Source organism: Acidobacterium sp. FHG110202_01, assembly GCF_059115305.1.
The window spans coordinates 402,060-416,832 of record NZ_JBZYWJ010000005.1; the positions used below are offsets into that span (position 1 = coordinate 402,060).

A 14,773-nucleotide genomic window follows, 5' to 3' on the forward strand; every position below is an offset into this window, starting at 1 on the left:
AGGATGACAACTCATAAATATTTGCCTTATACAAGCATTATTCTCCGGCGATGGTCATGCCTTCGATGCGCAGGGTAGGCGAGGCTACGGAGCCGCGGAAGACGAGGTCGCTGCCGATGGCGGTGATGTTCTGGAACATTTCTTTCAGGTTGCCGGCGATAGTGATTTGCTGCACGGGATAGGTGAGCTCGCCGTTTTCGATCCAGAGGCCGGAGGCTCCGCGCGAGTAGTCGCCGGTGACCATGTTTACGCCCTGGCCCATGAGCTCGGTGACATACAGGCCGCTCTTTACTTCGCGCAGAATTTCTTCTGGTGCTTGCCTACCCGCTTCGAGAAAGAGATTGCCGCAGCCGATTCCGGGATTGCCGGCGAGGCCGCGCGTGGCGTTGCCGGTGCTGTGCATATTGAGCTTGCGCGCGGTGTAGGTGTTGAGCAGGTAGGTTTTGAGCACGCCGTTTTCGACGATGACCTTGCGGCGTGTGGGCAGGCCTTCTCCGTCGAAGGGCGACGAGCCGAAGCCGCCGATGATGGTTCCGTCGTCGATGACGTTGACGGATGGGGCCGCTACCTGTTCGCCGAGTTTTCCAGTGAAGAAGGATGCTCCGCGATAGATGCTGTCGCCATTGGCGGCGTCGAAGATGGCTCCGATGAGGGAGCGCGCGATCTCCGGCGCGAAGATGATGGGCACGCGCTGGGTGGGGACGCGGCGCGCGTCGAGTCTTCGCAGTGTGCGGCGCGCTGCTTCTGCTCCTACGGATTCGGGTGAGTCGAGTTTGCTGAGTGTGCGCGCGGAGGAGTACCAGTAGTCGCGCTGCATCTCGCCGTTCTTGCCGATAGCGATAGGGACGGTCGAAACCGAGCACCAGGAGCCGCGGTATTCGCCGGTGAAGCCGCGCGAGTTCGCGAAAGCTTTGCGTCCGGTGGTCGCGCTGAAGCTGCCTCCGTCGCTGTTCTGGATGCGGGTATCGGCGGACATGGCGGCTGCCTCACCGCGGCGCGCGTACTCGATGCGCTCGGCTGTGGGCAAGGAATAGACGTCATCGTGATAGAGCGCGAGGTCGGTGTCGAGCTTGCCGTATTCGCCGGTGTCGGGGAGTCCGGCGAAAGGGTCTTCTGATGTTACGCGGGCGAGGGCCAGCGCTCCGGAGATGAGGTGATCAATGCCTTCCGGAGTGAAGTCGCTCGATGATGTACTGGCGGCGCGTTGTCCGATGAAGACACGCAGGCCGATGCCGCGCGAGCCCGATTCTTTCAGCGTTTCGACCTCGCCGAGACGGACGGTGGTCGAAAATTCGTCGCCTTCACGGATGACTGCCTCGGCATCGGTGGCTCCGGCGCGCAGGGCTTTGGTCACGATGTCGGTGGTGAGTTGCTGGAGGTCGGTGGTGAGGTCTGCGGCTGTTGTCGGCATTGTGTGTGCTTATTTTAATTTAGTGTGATCTCCTCTTGATTTTGCGGCTGTGCTGGAGCAGGGATTTGCTGTCTATAGTGTTGTGGGTGGCGGGTTGTAAGGTCTGGTCATCCTGCGAACCTCCCACGTTAGCTCCGCCTTTGGCTCCGCGAACATGGGGCACCCATGTTTTGGCCTCCGCTGCCAAAGGGCTGTCGGATTTGGCTATTTCCTTCATTAGTTTTGTGAGGGCTATTTCGTAGCCTTCGATGCGGGTGAGGGATGATAGGGAACTGCAGGTTCTTCGACTGCGCGTGCTTTGCACGCTCCGCTCAGAATGACAATCTGAGATTGTTCCGGTCGGGATGACAATTTTTTCTATCTCTGCTTCTGGTATTAGCTGTGCTGGCGGGTCTTCCTTCTTCACTGTGAAGTAGTGACAGATGCCGCAGCGGCAGTCGGGGTGATGCGGTGAGTCGGACTGACGCTCTACGCAGTACCGGCACTCGCAGCCGAAGGCGTGTCCCTCGGTGTCGTGTGGTTCATAGAGAGTGTGAGGGATGGCCACTTCCTGTCCTTCCTGGGTGAGGACGACGCGGTCGATGGTGTCTTCTATCTGCCCTGGATCGAGGGTGTGGGTGTCTTTGGGCAGGCTCCCGGCGGCGATCTGGATGCCGTAGAGGCAGAGACCGGCGATGCGTTTGTCGATAGCGCCGGAGATGAGGGCATTCAATACACGACTGACGGCAAGAGGGATGGCGAAGCGGTCTTCAAGAGGCGGGAGCTCGATGCTTTCCGACTGCTTACGCTGAGAGTAGTGGTAGAAGCAGAAGTCGTAGCCTTCGATGGCGTTGGCGCGGCAGCGTCCGCCGCTCAGGCGAATGTGACGGCAGTATCGGATCATGTGTAGACCCCTCCCCCCTGTTTTGTACGGGGATTGTTTGTTTTCAGTGGTTTACGGTGAAATTTCTGTACGGAGAATCTTTGTTTTCAGTTGGTTACGGCAAATAGCTCAGGGTGCAGCGTGCAATACCCTGATTGAGCTTTGGTTTGTGTCAGTTACAGCGAAAAGCTTTACCGCCCTTCGGCTGCGCTCAGGGCAGGCTCCCGGACGCAGAGTTCCGCTGAGGTTCGCAGAGAATTTTCACCATCCTTCACTTTCGCTCAGGACAGGCTCCGAGCAGAGGACACAGAGAGTCGAAGAGAACTGCAGGTCCCTCCGCTTCGCTTCGCTCCGGTCGGGATGACAAATTTATCGAGCAATTAGAAAAGGCATGGCTTTTTGGGCCATGCCTTTTTCATTTCTGCTCTTATATTCAGGATAGCAAATTCGGGGGTAATTGCCTGCGCTTTGGCTTGAGACTTATCTGCTTTGGATTGTTTGGGTTATGTGAATGATGGTTACTTTGGGGACTTGACAGGGGTTTTGAGCCGGGGCTGAAGCCCCCCTTATTTCTCATCCTTCATTCACCGGGCTGAAGCCCGGTGCTTCTACCCGGGCCTTGCTGTGCAAGGCGAAAAGCGCACCTGCGGTGCGGGTCCTTCGACTTCGCTGCGCTTCGCTCAGGATGACAGCGCGTTGGAGTAAGGCTTAATTGCCGGTACCGCCTACGGTCATGCGGTCGAGTTTTATGGTTGGCATGCCTACGCCTACGGGGACGCTCTGGCCGTCTTTGCCGCAGGTGCCTACGCCTTCGTCGAGCTCGAGGTCGTGGCCGACCATGGAGACATACTTCAGTGCTTCGGGACCGTTGCCTATCAGCGTCGCGTCGCGCACCGGGGCGGTGATCTTTCCGTCTTCGATGAGATAGGCCTCGGATGCGCTGAAGACGAATTTGCCGCTGGTGATGTCGACCGATCCTCCACCGAAGTTGACGGCGTAGAGGCCGCGCTTGACGCTGCGCAGGATGTCTTCGGGTGAATCTTCACCGGCGAGCATGTAGGTGTTGGTCATGCGCGGCATGGGGATTTCCTGGTAGCTTTCGCGGCGTCCATTGCCGGTGTACGGCATGTTCATGAGGCGCGCGGAGAGCTTGTCGCTGAGGTAGCCTTTGAGGATTCCGTTTTCAATGAGCACGGTTTCCTGCGTGGGCGATCCTTCGTCATCGACGTTGAGCGAGCCGCGACGCGAGGGCATGGTTCCGTTGTCGACGACGGTGACTTTGGGGCCTGCGACCTGGCGGCCGATCAGTCCGGCGAAGGCTGAGGTCTTTTTGCGGTTGAAGTCGGCTTCAAGGCCATGGCCGACGGCTTCGTGCAGAAGCACGCCGGGCCAGCCGGGTCCGAGGACGACTTCCATTTCGCCTGCGGGCGCAGCGACAGCTCCGAGCTGCAGGATGGCCTGGCGCGCGGCTTCGCGGGCAAAGTGCTCGGGAGTTTTCTCGGTGAGGAAATAGCTGATGTCGACGCGTCCTCCGCCACCGGAGGTGCCGCGGGTGGTGTGCTGGCCGTCATTGGCAAGGACGAAGATGCTGAAGCGCGCGAGGGGCTGGGTGTCGCTGGCGTAGGTTCCGTCGGAGGCGGCGATGAGGATGTGCTTGAGCTCGTCGGAGTAGCCGGCGCGCACCTGCTTGATACGCGAATCATAGGCGCGGGCTGCGCGGTCAGCGCGCATGACGAGGTCGAGCTTGGTGGTGAGTTCGGTATCGAGCTCGGCTGCGGGAATGGGGTAGAGATCGGGCGCGGGCGTCTCTTTGAATCCGGCGACGGGCTGCTTTGCCGGACCGCTGGCGATAAGGGCGGCCGTGCGCGCGGCATGCAGCAAACGCTCGGCGGAGAGATTGTCGGTGTAGGCGTACCCGGTGCGCTCTCCGGAGACGACGCGGATGCCGCAGCCGGCGCTTACACCCTGGCTGGCGGATTTGACCAGCGACTCGTCGATGCCGATGGAGGTGGCGGAGACGGACTCGAAGTAGAGGTCGGCGTAGTCGCCGCCGGCGGAAAGGGCCTCGCCCAGGCAGCGCTCGAGTACGCGTTCGGAAAGACTGAATTTTTGAAAGAAGTAGCGTTTGTTCGCGGCGCCGGAAGTGGTCATGTGTGATTTATTTTAGGCTTCCGGTGCGGCGGGCAGCAAACGTTTCGTCGATGCGTCTGCAGCGTGTCGCCTCGTAGAGCAAACGCTTTATCTGAAGATCGCAGACAGAGCGGTTGCCGGGGAAGTAGGCTTCTCGCGCATCGGCTTTCATATCTCGGCGAGATCGTGTGGTCGTACGTCCTGCGAACCTCCCACCCTTTCGCAAAAAGCGCGAAAGGATGGGGCACCCATATTGTGACTACCGATGCAAACTGAAACCAAACGTGCTGATAGGAGGAATCTGTTGCCATGAAAAAGACTGTTCTATTGCTGGCTCTAGTGTTGAGCTGTTCTGCGTATGCGCAAAGCAAGCCGGACCAGAAGCCGCCGACGCTGAGGAGCATTCTGCTGGAGGAGCTCAAACAGACGCACAACCAGAAGGACTGGTTTGTGCCAGCCAATGTTGCTGTTGCCGGGCTGACGGCAGAGCAGGCGAACTGGAAGGACGGCAAGGGGAATCATTCTGTGGGACAGCTTGCGTATCACCTAGTCTATTGGAATACGCGGAGCCTGGAGAAATTCAAGGGCGAGCCGCAGGCAAAGTTCAGCGGAAATAACGATGAGACTTTCGACAACTTCGACAGCAAGAAGTGGAATGAGACGGTCGAGCAACTGGATGCTGTCATGACGGAATGGGAGAAGGCGGTCGAGACAGCGGACGATAAGAAGCTGGAGGAATGGGCTTCGACGATTGGGAAGATCAGCCTGCACAATGCGTATCACATCGGGGAGATGGTTCTTGTTCGCAAGGAGCAGGGGGCGTGGAATCCGGAGAATGGGGTGAAGTAGGTTTTCGCGGCCAGGGCTAATAGAAACGACGGAGGAATGTCCTGCGAAACCTCCCAGGTTAGCTTCCCCACCCCAGCACACGAACACCGCGCGTACTGGGGACCCCGGCTACGCGAACCTGGGGCACCCGTGCGATGGCCACCGGTGCAAGAAGCAGATTCTTCCACTTCACTGCGTTCAGTGTCAGAATGACAACCTGAAAATTTTCCACTCAGGATGACAGCATCAAAGCGAGGGTGCGCGCCTATGAAAAGCGTGTGAATCCGAATATGATTACGGAGGAAGGCTGCGCAGAGACCCCAGGTGAACCCCCAATACAGCATCGTCATTCCGGCTTACAACGAAAGCGCGCGCATCGGAAATACTCTTAGCCAGGTTCTGGAGACTGTCCACAGGAACAATTGGAATGCCGAAGTGCTGGTCGTGAATGACGGCTCGCGCGACAACACTGCGGCGATCATTCAATCCTTTTCTGCGCAGGACCCGATTGTGAAGCTGATTGAGAATGACGGCAACCGGGGCAAGGGATACAGCGTGCGCAACGGGATTCTGCGTGCCGCGGGCGATGTGGTGATGTTTACCGACGCCGATCTTTCTGCTCCCATGGATGAAGCGGAGCGGCTGTTTGCGGCGATCCGGGATGGGGCGGATATTGCCATCGGCTCGCGCTGGCTCGAGCGCAAGCGGCAGACGATCCATCAGCCGCTTTACCGGCAGTTCTTCGGGCGGTGCTTCAATGCGGTGACGCGGCTGGTGATGGGGCTTCCGTTTGCGGATACGCAGTGCGGCTTCAAGGCCTTCAAGCGGCAGGCGGCGCAGACTGTCTTTCAGCTGCAGAGGATTGAGCGGTGGGGCTTCGATCCGGAGATCCTGTTTATTGCGCTCAAGCGCGGCTATACGGTGCGCGAGGTTCCGGTGACGTGGGGGCATGATGAGCGCTCGCGCATCAGCTATCTGAAAGATGGGCTGAAGATGCTCGAGGAGCTGGTGTTCATCCGGTGGAATGCGCTTACGGGCGTGTATAGCCGGCCGGTCAAGGAGCTTACTTCGCAGATTCCGGTGGCCAAGGGGTAGTTTCGCCTGGTTGGATTTGTGGTCCAACTCTTTTGTCGAACGACAAGATATGCGTCCTGCGACCCCCCAGGTTAGCTTCGCGAACCTGGGGCACCCATGTGGGGGCTAACCCAAATACCAAAAAATTGCGGTCACGTTAATGCATTTACTGAAAGTAAAAAGCGCCCGTGGGGGCGCTTTTACTTTCTGCTTAGCAGTTTCTCTATGAGGCCGAGGCCAAGGCTACAGGCTCCAGTTTCTGCCGCGTCGGAACAAAGCGCCGGGGGACGAGTCGAACTCCCGTTCCAGGTTCGCGCTCAATCTGGAACTGGGAGGAACAATGCCCGCACAACCAATAGTGCTCCAGCCGGCGGGATGCGTCCGGGCATTCCCCAGTCACATCGAAGACGAAAATCCGGCCGTCGCGCAGATAGTGGAGAGGCTTTGCACACTCAGGATTTGCGCAGTTATTGACCATAGAACATCTCCTGAAACTGCGCCTGAAACGGACGATGCCGTTACAGGTGCGAGTGGGCTGTTGGGATTGGCTGGAGTGGGGATTCTCCAACTGTGTTGTTTCGCTTACATAAATTGTGATGCTACGTGATGAAAGGAAGGTGTCTCAAATGGTAAAAAATGCAGAAATTTCGGTTTTTTATGGGCAAAATTTGCGGGCCTGCGGGTAAGTTTGGGAACAACCCAGGTTAGCTATGCGAACCTGGGGCACCCGGCGTGGAGTCTACGCGGAGGTGCGCCGAGGAGAGTTTCTTTCGCCCAATATGGAAACTCAAACTTATCAGCCCCGTACTGTTTCCCGGCGCTCCGTAAAATGGCTGTGAGACAATAGAATCTCGTTCAAATCAAGAAAATCCAGAAAGATATGCCATTTTTTCGCTCTTTTTTTATAGGTCTCTCCCGTAATTCATCCTTGAGAAAATTTTCGGAACAATCGGCCATGGGCCGGAAGATGTCCTCGCGCTTTGTTGCGGGAATGGACATTGAAGAGGTGCTGCGCGCGGCTGAGTCGCTGGAGAAACAGGGGATTGCCTCGACGCTGGACAGCCTGGGGGAGAACGTCTCGACTCCGGAAGAGGCGCACCGCTCCGCAGAGGTCTATCACCGGCTGATTGACGCCATCGAAAGCCGGAAACTGAATGCCAATGTGAGCCTGAAGCTGACGCAGATGGGGATGGACCTCGATCCGGGGCTGGCAGAGGGAATTGTGGCGGAGCTGGTGCAGCATGCGGTGGCCGCCGGCACTTTTGTCCGAGTGGATATGGAAGGCAGCGAGTACACGCAGGCTACGATCGACATGGTGCGCCGTATCCATGCCGCGCCCGGCAACCGGGGGCATGTGGGGATTGTGATCCAGGCGTATCTGTTCCGCAGCGCCGGGGATATCCGGACATTGACGGACGAGGGCATCCGCATCCGCTTGTGCAAGGGCGCGTATCAGGAGCCGGCGAACCTGGCGTTTCCGGAAAAGAAGGATGTGGATGCGAACTTTGTGAAGCTGATGCAGGAGTGCCTGACCAGCGGCATTTATCACGGCATTGCGACGCATGACGAAAAGATGATCGAGGCGACGAAGCAGTTTGTGCGCGAGCGCGGGATTGATCCGGCGTCGTTTGAGTTTCAGATGCTGTATGGAGTGCGGCGCGATCTGCAGAAGGCGCTGGTCCGGGAAGGCTTCAGGATGCGCGTCTATGTTCCTTTCGGAGCGGAGTGGTATCCCTACTTCATGCGCAGGCTGGCGGAGCGTCCGGCAAATGCGCTGTTTCTTGCGAAGAACCTGCTGAAGCAGTAACAGATGGCTTCTGTTGGAGCTGGCGTGCGCTCATCGCGGGAATAGCTCAAATTGCTCAATCGCGACCTTAGGGGCTACCAGCGTATGCCGCCTCTCTGGGAGCAGGGATATCGTAATCCGGTCAAACCTGTGAAGCGATGTGTGAGCAGGAACGGAAAACTGGAGCGTTTCGTGCTGTGGCAAGGATCTGGTTGAAGCAGGACCGGCGATAGATTTCTGGCCGAGGCTGAGGATGGGTTTGCCCGGCAAAGTTGAATCCGTTAAGAAGAGCGCCATGATGATAGCTCCAGGCTCGTCGTCACGGTTTTCTATCTCAATCTGAATTTCGCGGCAGCGCGCCAGAGGGATGCTTGCGCCAAGATCCTGGTGCGCTTGCATGATGAGGGGAATCGAATTGTTTGACTTAATGTTGACGGAGAGTGGCGTGCCATGGGCCTTATGGGCCATTGGGCCGGGTCGAATGTCGGGCGGTTGCAGATACCAGTAAGGACCATCGAAATGAATCAGAAGTGGGCGTGATTTTTTCGGAGGGAGCAGCGATCCGGCATCCGAGAAGGGAAAAATCAGCTTTTTCCTTGCAGGCGGCGGCAACAGAATCACACTTTCATATCCATAGCCTGGGGCCAAAGCGGGTGATTTAATTTTTACGTTCTTTTTCGAGATCGCAGTGGTCAATGCGCCGATGGAAGCAAACTGGTTGTGATGATCGACGCTGTCGAGCATGGCCCAGAGGGTCACAATGACCGCCGGCAACGCTGTCAAGGCAAGTCTCCATACAGCACGCTCACGTTCTACCTTGCTGTCGAATGTCGCACCCGGTGTGAAGCCCCATTTCCAAGCGAAGAGAAAAGTACCTGCGGCTCCCAGGGCGCTGGAGGCCAATGTGGAACCGTGAAAGAGAGCATAGGCGGATGCGTAGATACATAACGCAATCACAAGGCCGTGTGCTTCGACCGGAGGTTGATAGATCACCGTAGCGAAGAGGTCGTTTTTTCCTGGTCCCAAAGAAGACAAACCAGCATGAGCAGGTGCGAGGATGAATGATGCTATGCCGCGTAAACCTACAGCCAGCAGTACTGCGCCCACAATCGCGGTGAATGGCGCAACTGGTGAGCCTTGGAGAGACAGGAGCATGGCCGAGGGTGTCCACACCCAGGCTGCCGAGCAGATGAGAGCGAAGAGGCCAAACGATAGAGGAGCATCGACCCGGAACGGGCTGGACGATCGATTCCAGTAAATCCAGGCTCCGGCTGCGCCGCCCAGCAGGCCAAACAGCACATAGATGAGCGCTCGCACGAAAAGCGAAGGGAGCGAGAGCGAATGGGACTCGGGCAAGCGGCAAAGCAGGTATGCGGTTATCAAAGAATTCAACAAGCCGGCGGCTACGACGAGGATGAAGAACTGCTTCATGCTCCATGCATCCAGACTGTCGTCAAGCGTCATCGCGCTGATACGAGACAGGGAAGCCGCTCTACCTGATATGGCAGGAATTGATGATGTTTTTTGAGGACGCGGGATCGCCTGCCATAGGGCACAAAGCAGAGTCACGAGAAACGGTACACGTATTGCATTCGCCCACAGCCTTACGTCCAGGAGCTCTCCCAGCGGAGTCATCGTGCCGCGATTGACTCCCAGGCCAGGAAAGAAATAGAGGTTCATCACGACGAAGGTGGCTACGTACGCGGGAAGAAAGACGAACGCCGGCAGCACAAACGCGCGTGTAAGCTGCGATCTGGTAAAACGCTTCGTGAAATGTGGATGGGAAACGAAGTAGAAGAGGACCCCAGCCCACAGAAAGATCACGTTCAGAGCCAGAAAAACTGCGATCGACACCAATACATGGCCGGGATTGTGCATGATTCGTTCCTGCAGAGTTATCCAGGCAGGAGCAAACATGGACCAGACAGCGGAGAACGCTACGACCAGCTTACGATCGCTGAGATACCTGAGCCATGCAGTCGCGCAGGCGGCAAAGACCTGCCGCCAATACCACCCGTTGGAGCGGCCGGCGCGAAAGTCTTCGAGGAGATCGCCGGCGAGCGCTTCATTCTGATTGCCAGGCGCCAAGTGCTCCAGCATCCATGTAGCGAGCCGTGGAGGTTCGTAGCGCGTCATGTGCCCTCCTATTTCAAGGCGGGGAGTGTCTGCCACAACTTCGTCAGCACGCGTCGCGTCTCCTGGACCTGATGCAGGCCCTCTCTGGTGATCCGAAAATAACGCTTTGCTTTTCCACCGCGTTCAGGGGTTGGATTGCCGAGACTGGATGTGACGAGATCCTTCGCTTCAAGGCGTTCGAGAGCCGCATACACGCTGCCTACCGAGACGGTTCGCCCCCGATTCGCTTCGAGTTCACGCGAGATGGGAACTCCATACGCCTCGTCACCGAGATGAATCACGGCAAGAAGCAGCATGAGCTCAAACTCTCCGAGATAGCTTCGCTCCGGCATTAATTCAACAATAGCGAAAAAATCAGCCTGCTGTCATCTGCTAATGAAAAATCATAATGACGCCTTCTAAGTAATGGGCAAACAGAGTTATTCGGCTGGAGGGGGCGCGTTCCAGGGTTCGCGGATTTCTTCGAGCAGGGAGATGAGGGTTGCGAGTTTCTCGTGATCGACTTCTTTGAGCAGCTGCTTTACGTGGTCATTGACGAGGGGGTCGAGCTGCTTGAGGAGGTCGAGACCTTCGGGAGTGATTCTGGCGTAGATGACGCGGCGGTCTTTGTTGTCGCGACGGCGGCGGATGAATCTCTGTTTCTGCAGGCGGCCGAGGAGGCGGGTGATGTCGGGGTCACTGCTGATGAGGCGCTCTCCTATCTCAGAACATCGCAGGCCGGGTTCGCCCGCGCCCCTGAGAATGCGGAGCACGTTGTATTGCGTCGGAGTGACGCCTGCGAGCTTGAAGAACTGCTGCGTCTGATGCTGGAGACGGTCTGCAGTGCGGCGAATATTGAGGAGCGCTTCCTCTTCGATGCTTACGAAGGGGCGCGTCTGCTTGATTTCTTCCTGGAGCTTGCTGACCATAATTATCTATAGTGTAGTGAATGGCGCCGGGTGGGCAGCCTGTATCGGGAATCATAAGCCGGATAGTAGATGTATTCCAGCCCTGCTTAATCGTTTATGCGCCTTGTTGTTCAATTTTTTTCCAACCTTTCTGGTGCATCTATCGTCGAAAGAGTACAAGCAATACTGTATCCTTACCAGGTTAAGTTAGACGGAAACGCCTGATTTTTATGCAGCTATCGTTGAAGCGCACACACAACCTGATCTGTTTCAGTATTCTGCCCGTGCTGCTGCTGAGTTTCGCGGTCAATGCGCTGCCGCATCGCGCACGAGCTTTTCACGCGCGCGTATCGCATCGCGTCGTTCGCACGGGCTCCCGTAACGGAGAAGCCTGCATTGCAGACCAGCATACTGCAGGGCCGATTTCTCTTCATAGTCATGGAGAGCATCCGCAGCAAAGCTCTACGCCGGCGGCCGTACTGCCTGCACCTGCTCCGCGACTGTTTGCTGCTGCAGGCTCTGTATTGTTGCCGCGAGGCGGCATTGATCCTGATATAAGGCAGTCTGCGTTTGATTCTTCCCGCCTTCGCGGTCCTCCCGCTGTCTCGTCTCTCTAATTCCATTTTCTGACATTGCGGTGTTTGCATAAGCCGCCCTCCCGACGTCGTGTACGCGCATGCGAGCGCATACGTGTGCGCCGTCGCCTTTGCAAAAACATTGGAGATTGAGATGGAGTCCTTAGTACAAGGCTACGAGTACTTCCGTGCGGAAGTGTTTCCGCAACAGAGACTGTTGTTTGAAAAGCTGGCTTCCGGACAGCAGCCGGAAGCGCTGTTTCTTACCTGCTCGGATTCGCGTGTGGTGCCTGACATGATCCTGCAGACGCGGCCCGGAGATCTGTTTATCTGCCGCAATGCAGGCAACATTGTGCCTCCGCATGGAGAGATGCTGGGCGGCGTGTCGGCAACGATTGAGTATGCGGTATGCGTGCTCAATGTGCCGCACATCATTGTCTGCGGGCACTCGGACTGTGGAGCGATGAAGGCTGTGGCGGGCGGCGGTCATCTGCATGACATGCCGAATGTCGCAGCTTGGCTGCGCTATTCGGAATCAGCAAAACAGCTGGTGCAGCATGCGCTGCCTTCGCATGCAAGTTCGTTTGAGCGCCTGAGGGCCATGATCCGCGCGAATGTGGTGCAGCAGCTGGGACATCTGCGCACGCATCCATCGGTCGCTGCGCGCCTGCAGAGTGGGCAGATCGTGCTGCATGGATGGACTTACGACATTGCCCACGGTTCGCTTGAAGCATTTGACGCAGAGCAGGGTCGCTTCGTGGTGCTTGAGCGGCAGCGCATTCCTAAAGCCCTGGAATGGCCGCGGCTGGAACTGTAGCGAAAGAGGAGACGAGGAGAACTATGCTGAAAAACTGGGGAAAAGATCTATCTGCTTCGCTCGTAGTGTTTCTGGTGGCGCTGCCGCTGTGCATGGGCATTGCCATTGCATCAGGATTGCCGCCGGCAAAGGGTTTGATCACCGGCGTGATTGGAGGCCTGGTCGTTGGTGCTCTGGCCGGATCGCCGCTGCAGGTGAGCGGTCCGGCTGCGGGTCTTGCAGTCGTCGTTTTTGAGCTGACGCAGAATTACGGCGTCTCTGCGCTGGGGCCGATTCTGATGCTTGCCGGCCTGCTCCAGCTTGTTGCCGGATTGTTGAAGCTGGGGCAGTGGTTCCGCGCTATCTCGCCGGCGGTGATTCACGGCATGCTTGCCGGGATTGGTCTGCTGATCGTGCTGCAGCAGTTTCACGTGATGCTCGATCATAAGCCTAGCAGCAGCGGTCCGGCGAATTTCATTGGCATGTTTACGGCTGCATCGCACGATATTTTTCCGCTTGACGGCAAAGGCGAAGAACTTGCCCTGCTGCTTGGGCTGGTGACGATTGCCGTGATGGTGCTGTGGCATAAATTCCGTCCGGTGAAGCTGAAGCTGTTGCCGGGTGCGCTGCTGGGCATTGTTGCTGCGACTACGCTGGCGCAGATCTTTCACATGCCGGTGAAGCGCGTCGATGTGCCATCGAACCTGATGACGGTGATCGATCTGCCCAGCCTAAGCTCTTTGGGGAATACGCATTGGGGAGCGCTGCTGACCAGCGCCTTCGTTGTGGCTTTCATTGCCAGCGCGGAGACATTGCTCTCTGCCGCCGCGGTCGATCATATGCAGTCGCGCGTGAAGACGAACTACGACCACGAGCTGGCTGCACAGGGAATCGGCAACATGCTGTGCGGCCTGGTGGGAGCGCTGCCGATGACCGGCGTCATCGTGCGCAGCTCGGCCAATGTGCAGGCGGGTGCGGAGACGCGGCGCTCCGCGATTCTGCATGGCTTGTGGATCCTGCTCTTCATCACTCTGCTGCCCGGAGTTTTGACGATGGTTCCCATATCAAGTCTTGCCGGAGTACTTGTCTATACGGGGATCAAGCTGGTGAACATCGAAGAGATCAGAAACCTGGGGCGCTTCGGGCGCGTGCCGCTGCTGATTTACGCGGCCACGCTGCTGACCATCGTGGGTAGAGATCTGTTGACTGGCGTGATGGTCGGCGTCGGGCTTTCCGTTCTCAACCTGTTGTGGAGAGCGACGCATGTGAACATCCACATTGAAGACGGCGAATACGAAGGACACAAGCGGCTGGTTCTGGAAGGCGCGGCAACCTTTGTGCGCATTCCTAAAATCTCGGCGGCTTTGGATCAGGTGCCTGCCGGATCTGTTGTGCATGTGGATGCTTCAGGGCTGCATCATGTGGATCATGCATGCCTTGAGCTGCTGGAGCGCTGGGTGGAAGACCACAAAGCGCAGGGAACACGGATCGTCCTGGAGTGGGAGCATCTGCAACGGCGTTACTGGCAGCGGCTGCCTGAGAGGCCTGAGGAGGCGTGAATGAAGGCGCCATCCGCTGTGAAGCGGATGACGCTATTGTCTGGCACAGACACGTCTACGTTTGCGAGGGCTAAAAGCCCTCGCCTGCCTGATGTCTTTGCCTACGCTTTATCTCGGCTACTGCTTGATGAGCTCGATGTCGAGCTCTACTTTCACATCATCGCCAACTACCGAATCGCCGGATTTGAGATTGCCGTTCCAGGTGAGGCCGAAATCCTGGCGGTGGATGGTTGTGGTGGCGGAAAAGGCGCGGCGGGTCTTGCCGTATGGATCGAGCTGTTCCTTGCTCGGTCCTTCAAGAGCGAGGGTGACGGACTTAGTGACTCCGTGGAGGGTGAGGTCGCCGGTGAGCTGGAGCTGTCCGTTCTGGCCCGACACGCTCCTGCTGACGAAGGTCATCTGCGGGAACTTTGAAACATCGAAAAAGTCGGGGCTCTTGAGATGCTGGTCGCGCTGGGCGACGCCGGTGTCGACGGTGGTGATGTCGATGGTCGCATTGGCGCTCGACTTGGCGATGTCCTTCTCATCGAAGGTCAGCGTTCCATTGATGTTGCCGAAGCGTCCGTGAACGTTGGAAATGCCCATGTGCTTGACGGTAAAGTCGGCTTCGCTGTGGGCGGGGTCGATCTGCCATTTGGATACCTGTCCGTGGGCGGCAGCGGCCAGAGTCAACAGCGCGGCAAAGGCGGCGGTCCTGCTGAGTGCTTGCATGTGATCTTTCTCCTGGCC

At 57.5% G+C, this 14,773-nt stretch carries 13 protein-coding genes; 6 read left to right on the forward strand and 7 right to left on the reverse strand.

Going from position 1 to position 14,773, the window contains the following annotated elements:
- Positions 1-37 precede the first annotated feature (37 nt).
- The 3 genes from AC5S16_RS13220 to tldD form a co-directional block, all read right to left on the reverse strand.
- Positions 38-1,411 carry a TldD/PmbA family protein gene (locus AC5S16_RS13220; protein ID WP_493930541.1) on the reverse strand — a complete coding sequence of 458 codons (1,374 nt, stop codon included), beginning with the start codon at positions 1,409-1,411 and terminating at the stop codon, positions 38-40.
- A 19-nt stretch (positions 1,412-1,430) separates the two neighbouring features.
- The gene (locus AC5S16_RS13225; RefSeq protein ID WP_493930542.1) at positions 1,431-2,294 is read right to left on the reverse strand and encodes a hypothetical protein; all 864 of its coding nucleotides are present in this window, start codon (positions 2,292-2,294) and stop codon (positions 1,431-1,433) included.
- 687 nt (positions 2,295-2,981) lie between these two features.
- Positions 2,982-4,424 (reverse strand): metalloprotease TldD, encoded by a 1,443-nt coding sequence (tldD, locus tag AC5S16_RS13230; RefSeq protein WP_493930543.1) that lies wholly within the window; start codon positions 4,422-4,424, stop codon positions 2,982-2,984.
- Positions 4,425-4,712: 288 nt separating this feature from the next.
- On the opposite strand from tldD, the gene AC5S16_RS13235 reads away from it, so the two are divergent.
- The 3 genes from AC5S16_RS13235 (at position 4,713) to AC5S16_RS13245 (ending at position 8,112) form a co-directional block, all read left to right on the forward strand.
- Positions 4,713-5,252, forward strand: a complete 540-nt coding sequence (locus AC5S16_RS13235) for a DinB family protein (protein WP_493930544.1) — start codon at positions 4,713-4,715, stop codon at positions 5,250-5,252.
- A gap of 303 nt (positions 5,253-5,555) precedes the next feature.
- Positions 5,556-6,326, forward strand: a complete 771-nt coding sequence (locus AC5S16_RS13240) for a dolichyl-phosphate beta-glucosyltransferase (protein ID WP_493930545.1) — start codon at positions 5,556-5,558, stop codon at positions 6,324-6,326.
- A gap of 934 nt (positions 6,327-7,260) precedes the next feature.
- Positions 7,261-8,112 (forward strand): proline dehydrogenase family protein, encoded by an 852-nt coding sequence (locus tag AC5S16_RS13245; protein ID WP_493930546.1) that lies wholly within the window; start codon positions 7,261-7,263, stop codon positions 8,110-8,112.
- 30 nt (positions 8,113-8,142) lie between these two features.
- On the opposite strand, the gene AC5S16_RS13250 is transcribed toward AC5S16_RS13245, so the two are convergent.
- From AC5S16_RS13250 to AC5S16_RS13260, 3 genes are all read right to left on the reverse strand, one after another.
- The gene (locus tag AC5S16_RS13250) at positions 8,143-10,227 is read right to left on the reverse strand and encodes a hypothetical protein (protein WP_493930547.1); all 2,085 of its coding nucleotides are present in this window, start codon (positions 10,225-10,227) and stop codon (positions 8,143-8,145) included.
- An 8-nt stretch (positions 10,228-10,235) separates the two neighbouring features.
- Positions 10,236-10,523 carry a PadR family transcriptional regulator gene (locus AC5S16_RS13255; RefSeq protein WP_493930548.1) on the reverse strand — a complete coding sequence of 96 codons (288 nt, stop codon included), beginning with the start codon at positions 10,521-10,523 and terminating at the stop codon, positions 10,236-10,238.
- Positions 10,524-10,646: 123 nt separating this feature from the next.
- Positions 10,647-11,135 (reverse strand): MarR family winged helix-turn-helix transcriptional regulator, encoded by a 489-nt coding sequence (locus tag AC5S16_RS13260; RefSeq protein ID WP_493930549.1) that lies wholly within the window; start codon positions 11,133-11,135, stop codon positions 10,647-10,649.
- 221 nt (positions 11,136-11,356) lie between these two features.
- Between AC5S16_RS13260 and AC5S16_RS13265 the strand changes: the two genes are divergently transcribed.
- From AC5S16_RS13265 to AC5S16_RS13275, 3 genes are all read left to right on the forward strand, one after another.
- On the forward strand, positions 11,357-11,731 hold the full coding sequence (locus AC5S16_RS13265) for a hypothetical protein (protein WP_493930550.1): 375 nt from the start codon (positions 11,357-11,359) through the stop codon (positions 11,729-11,731).
- 112 nt (positions 11,732-11,843) lie between these two features.
- A complete protein-coding gene (locus AC5S16_RS13270) occupies positions 11,844-12,506 on the forward strand; it encodes a carbonic anhydrase (protein WP_493930551.1) in 663 nt (220 codons plus the stop codon).
- 23 nt (positions 12,507-12,529) lie between these two features.
- Positions 12,530-14,044 (forward strand): SulP family inorganic anion transporter, encoded by a 1,515-nt coding sequence (locus tag AC5S16_RS13275; RefSeq protein ID WP_493930552.1) that lies wholly within the window; start codon positions 12,530-12,532, stop codon positions 14,042-14,044.
- Positions 14,045-14,161: 117 nt separating this feature from the next.
- On the opposite strand, the gene AC5S16_RS13280 is transcribed toward AC5S16_RS13275, so the two are convergent.
- Positions 14,162-14,755, reverse strand: a complete 594-nt coding sequence (locus AC5S16_RS13280) for a YceI family protein (protein WP_493930553.1) — start codon at positions 14,753-14,755, stop codon at positions 14,162-14,164.
- Positions 14,756-14,773 lie beyond the last annotated feature (18 nt).

Coding starts and splice junctions, on each gene's coding strand:
- AC5S16_RS13220 (WP_493930541.1), bottom strand. CDS start 1,411: ATGCCGACAACAGCCGCAGACCTCACCACCGACCTCCAGCAACTCACC.
- AC5S16_RS13225 (WP_493930542.1), bottom strand. CDS start 2,294: ATGATCCGATACTGCCGTCACATTCGCCTGAGCGGCGGACGCTGCCGC.
- tldD (WP_493930543.1), bottom strand. CDS start 4,424: ATGACCACTTCCGGCGCCGCGAACAAACGCTACTTCTTTCAAAAATTC.
- AC5S16_RS13235 (WP_493930544.1), top strand. CDS start 4,713: ATGAAAAAGACTGTTCTATTGCTGGCTCTAGTGTTGAGCTGTTCTGCG.
- AC5S16_RS13245 (WP_493930546.1), top strand. CDS start 7,261: ATGGGCCGGAAGATGTCCTCGCGCTTTGTTGCGGGAATGGACATTGAA.
- AC5S16_RS13250 (WP_493930547.1), bottom strand. CDS start 10,227: ATGACGCGCTACGAACCTCCACGGCTCGCTACATGGATGCTGGAGCAC.
- AC5S16_RS13255 (WP_493930548.1), bottom strand. CDS start 10,523: ATGCTGCTTCTTGCCGTGATTCATCTCGGTGACGAGGCGTATGGAGTT.
- AC5S16_RS13260 (WP_493930549.1), bottom strand. CDS start 11,135: ATGGTCAGCAAGCTCCAGGAAGAAATCAAGCAGACGCGCCCCTTCGTA.
- AC5S16_RS13270 (WP_493930551.1), top strand. CDS start 11,844: ATGGAGTCCTTAGTACAAGGCTACGAGTACTTCCGTGCGGAAGTGTTT.
- AC5S16_RS13275 (WP_493930552.1), top strand. CDS start 12,530: ATGCTGAAAAACTGGGGAAAAGATCTATCTGCTTCGCTCGTAGTGTTT.
- AC5S16_RS13280 (WP_493930553.1), bottom strand. CDS start 14,755: ATGCAAGCACTCAGCAGGACCGCCGCCTTTGCCGCGCTGTTGACTCTG.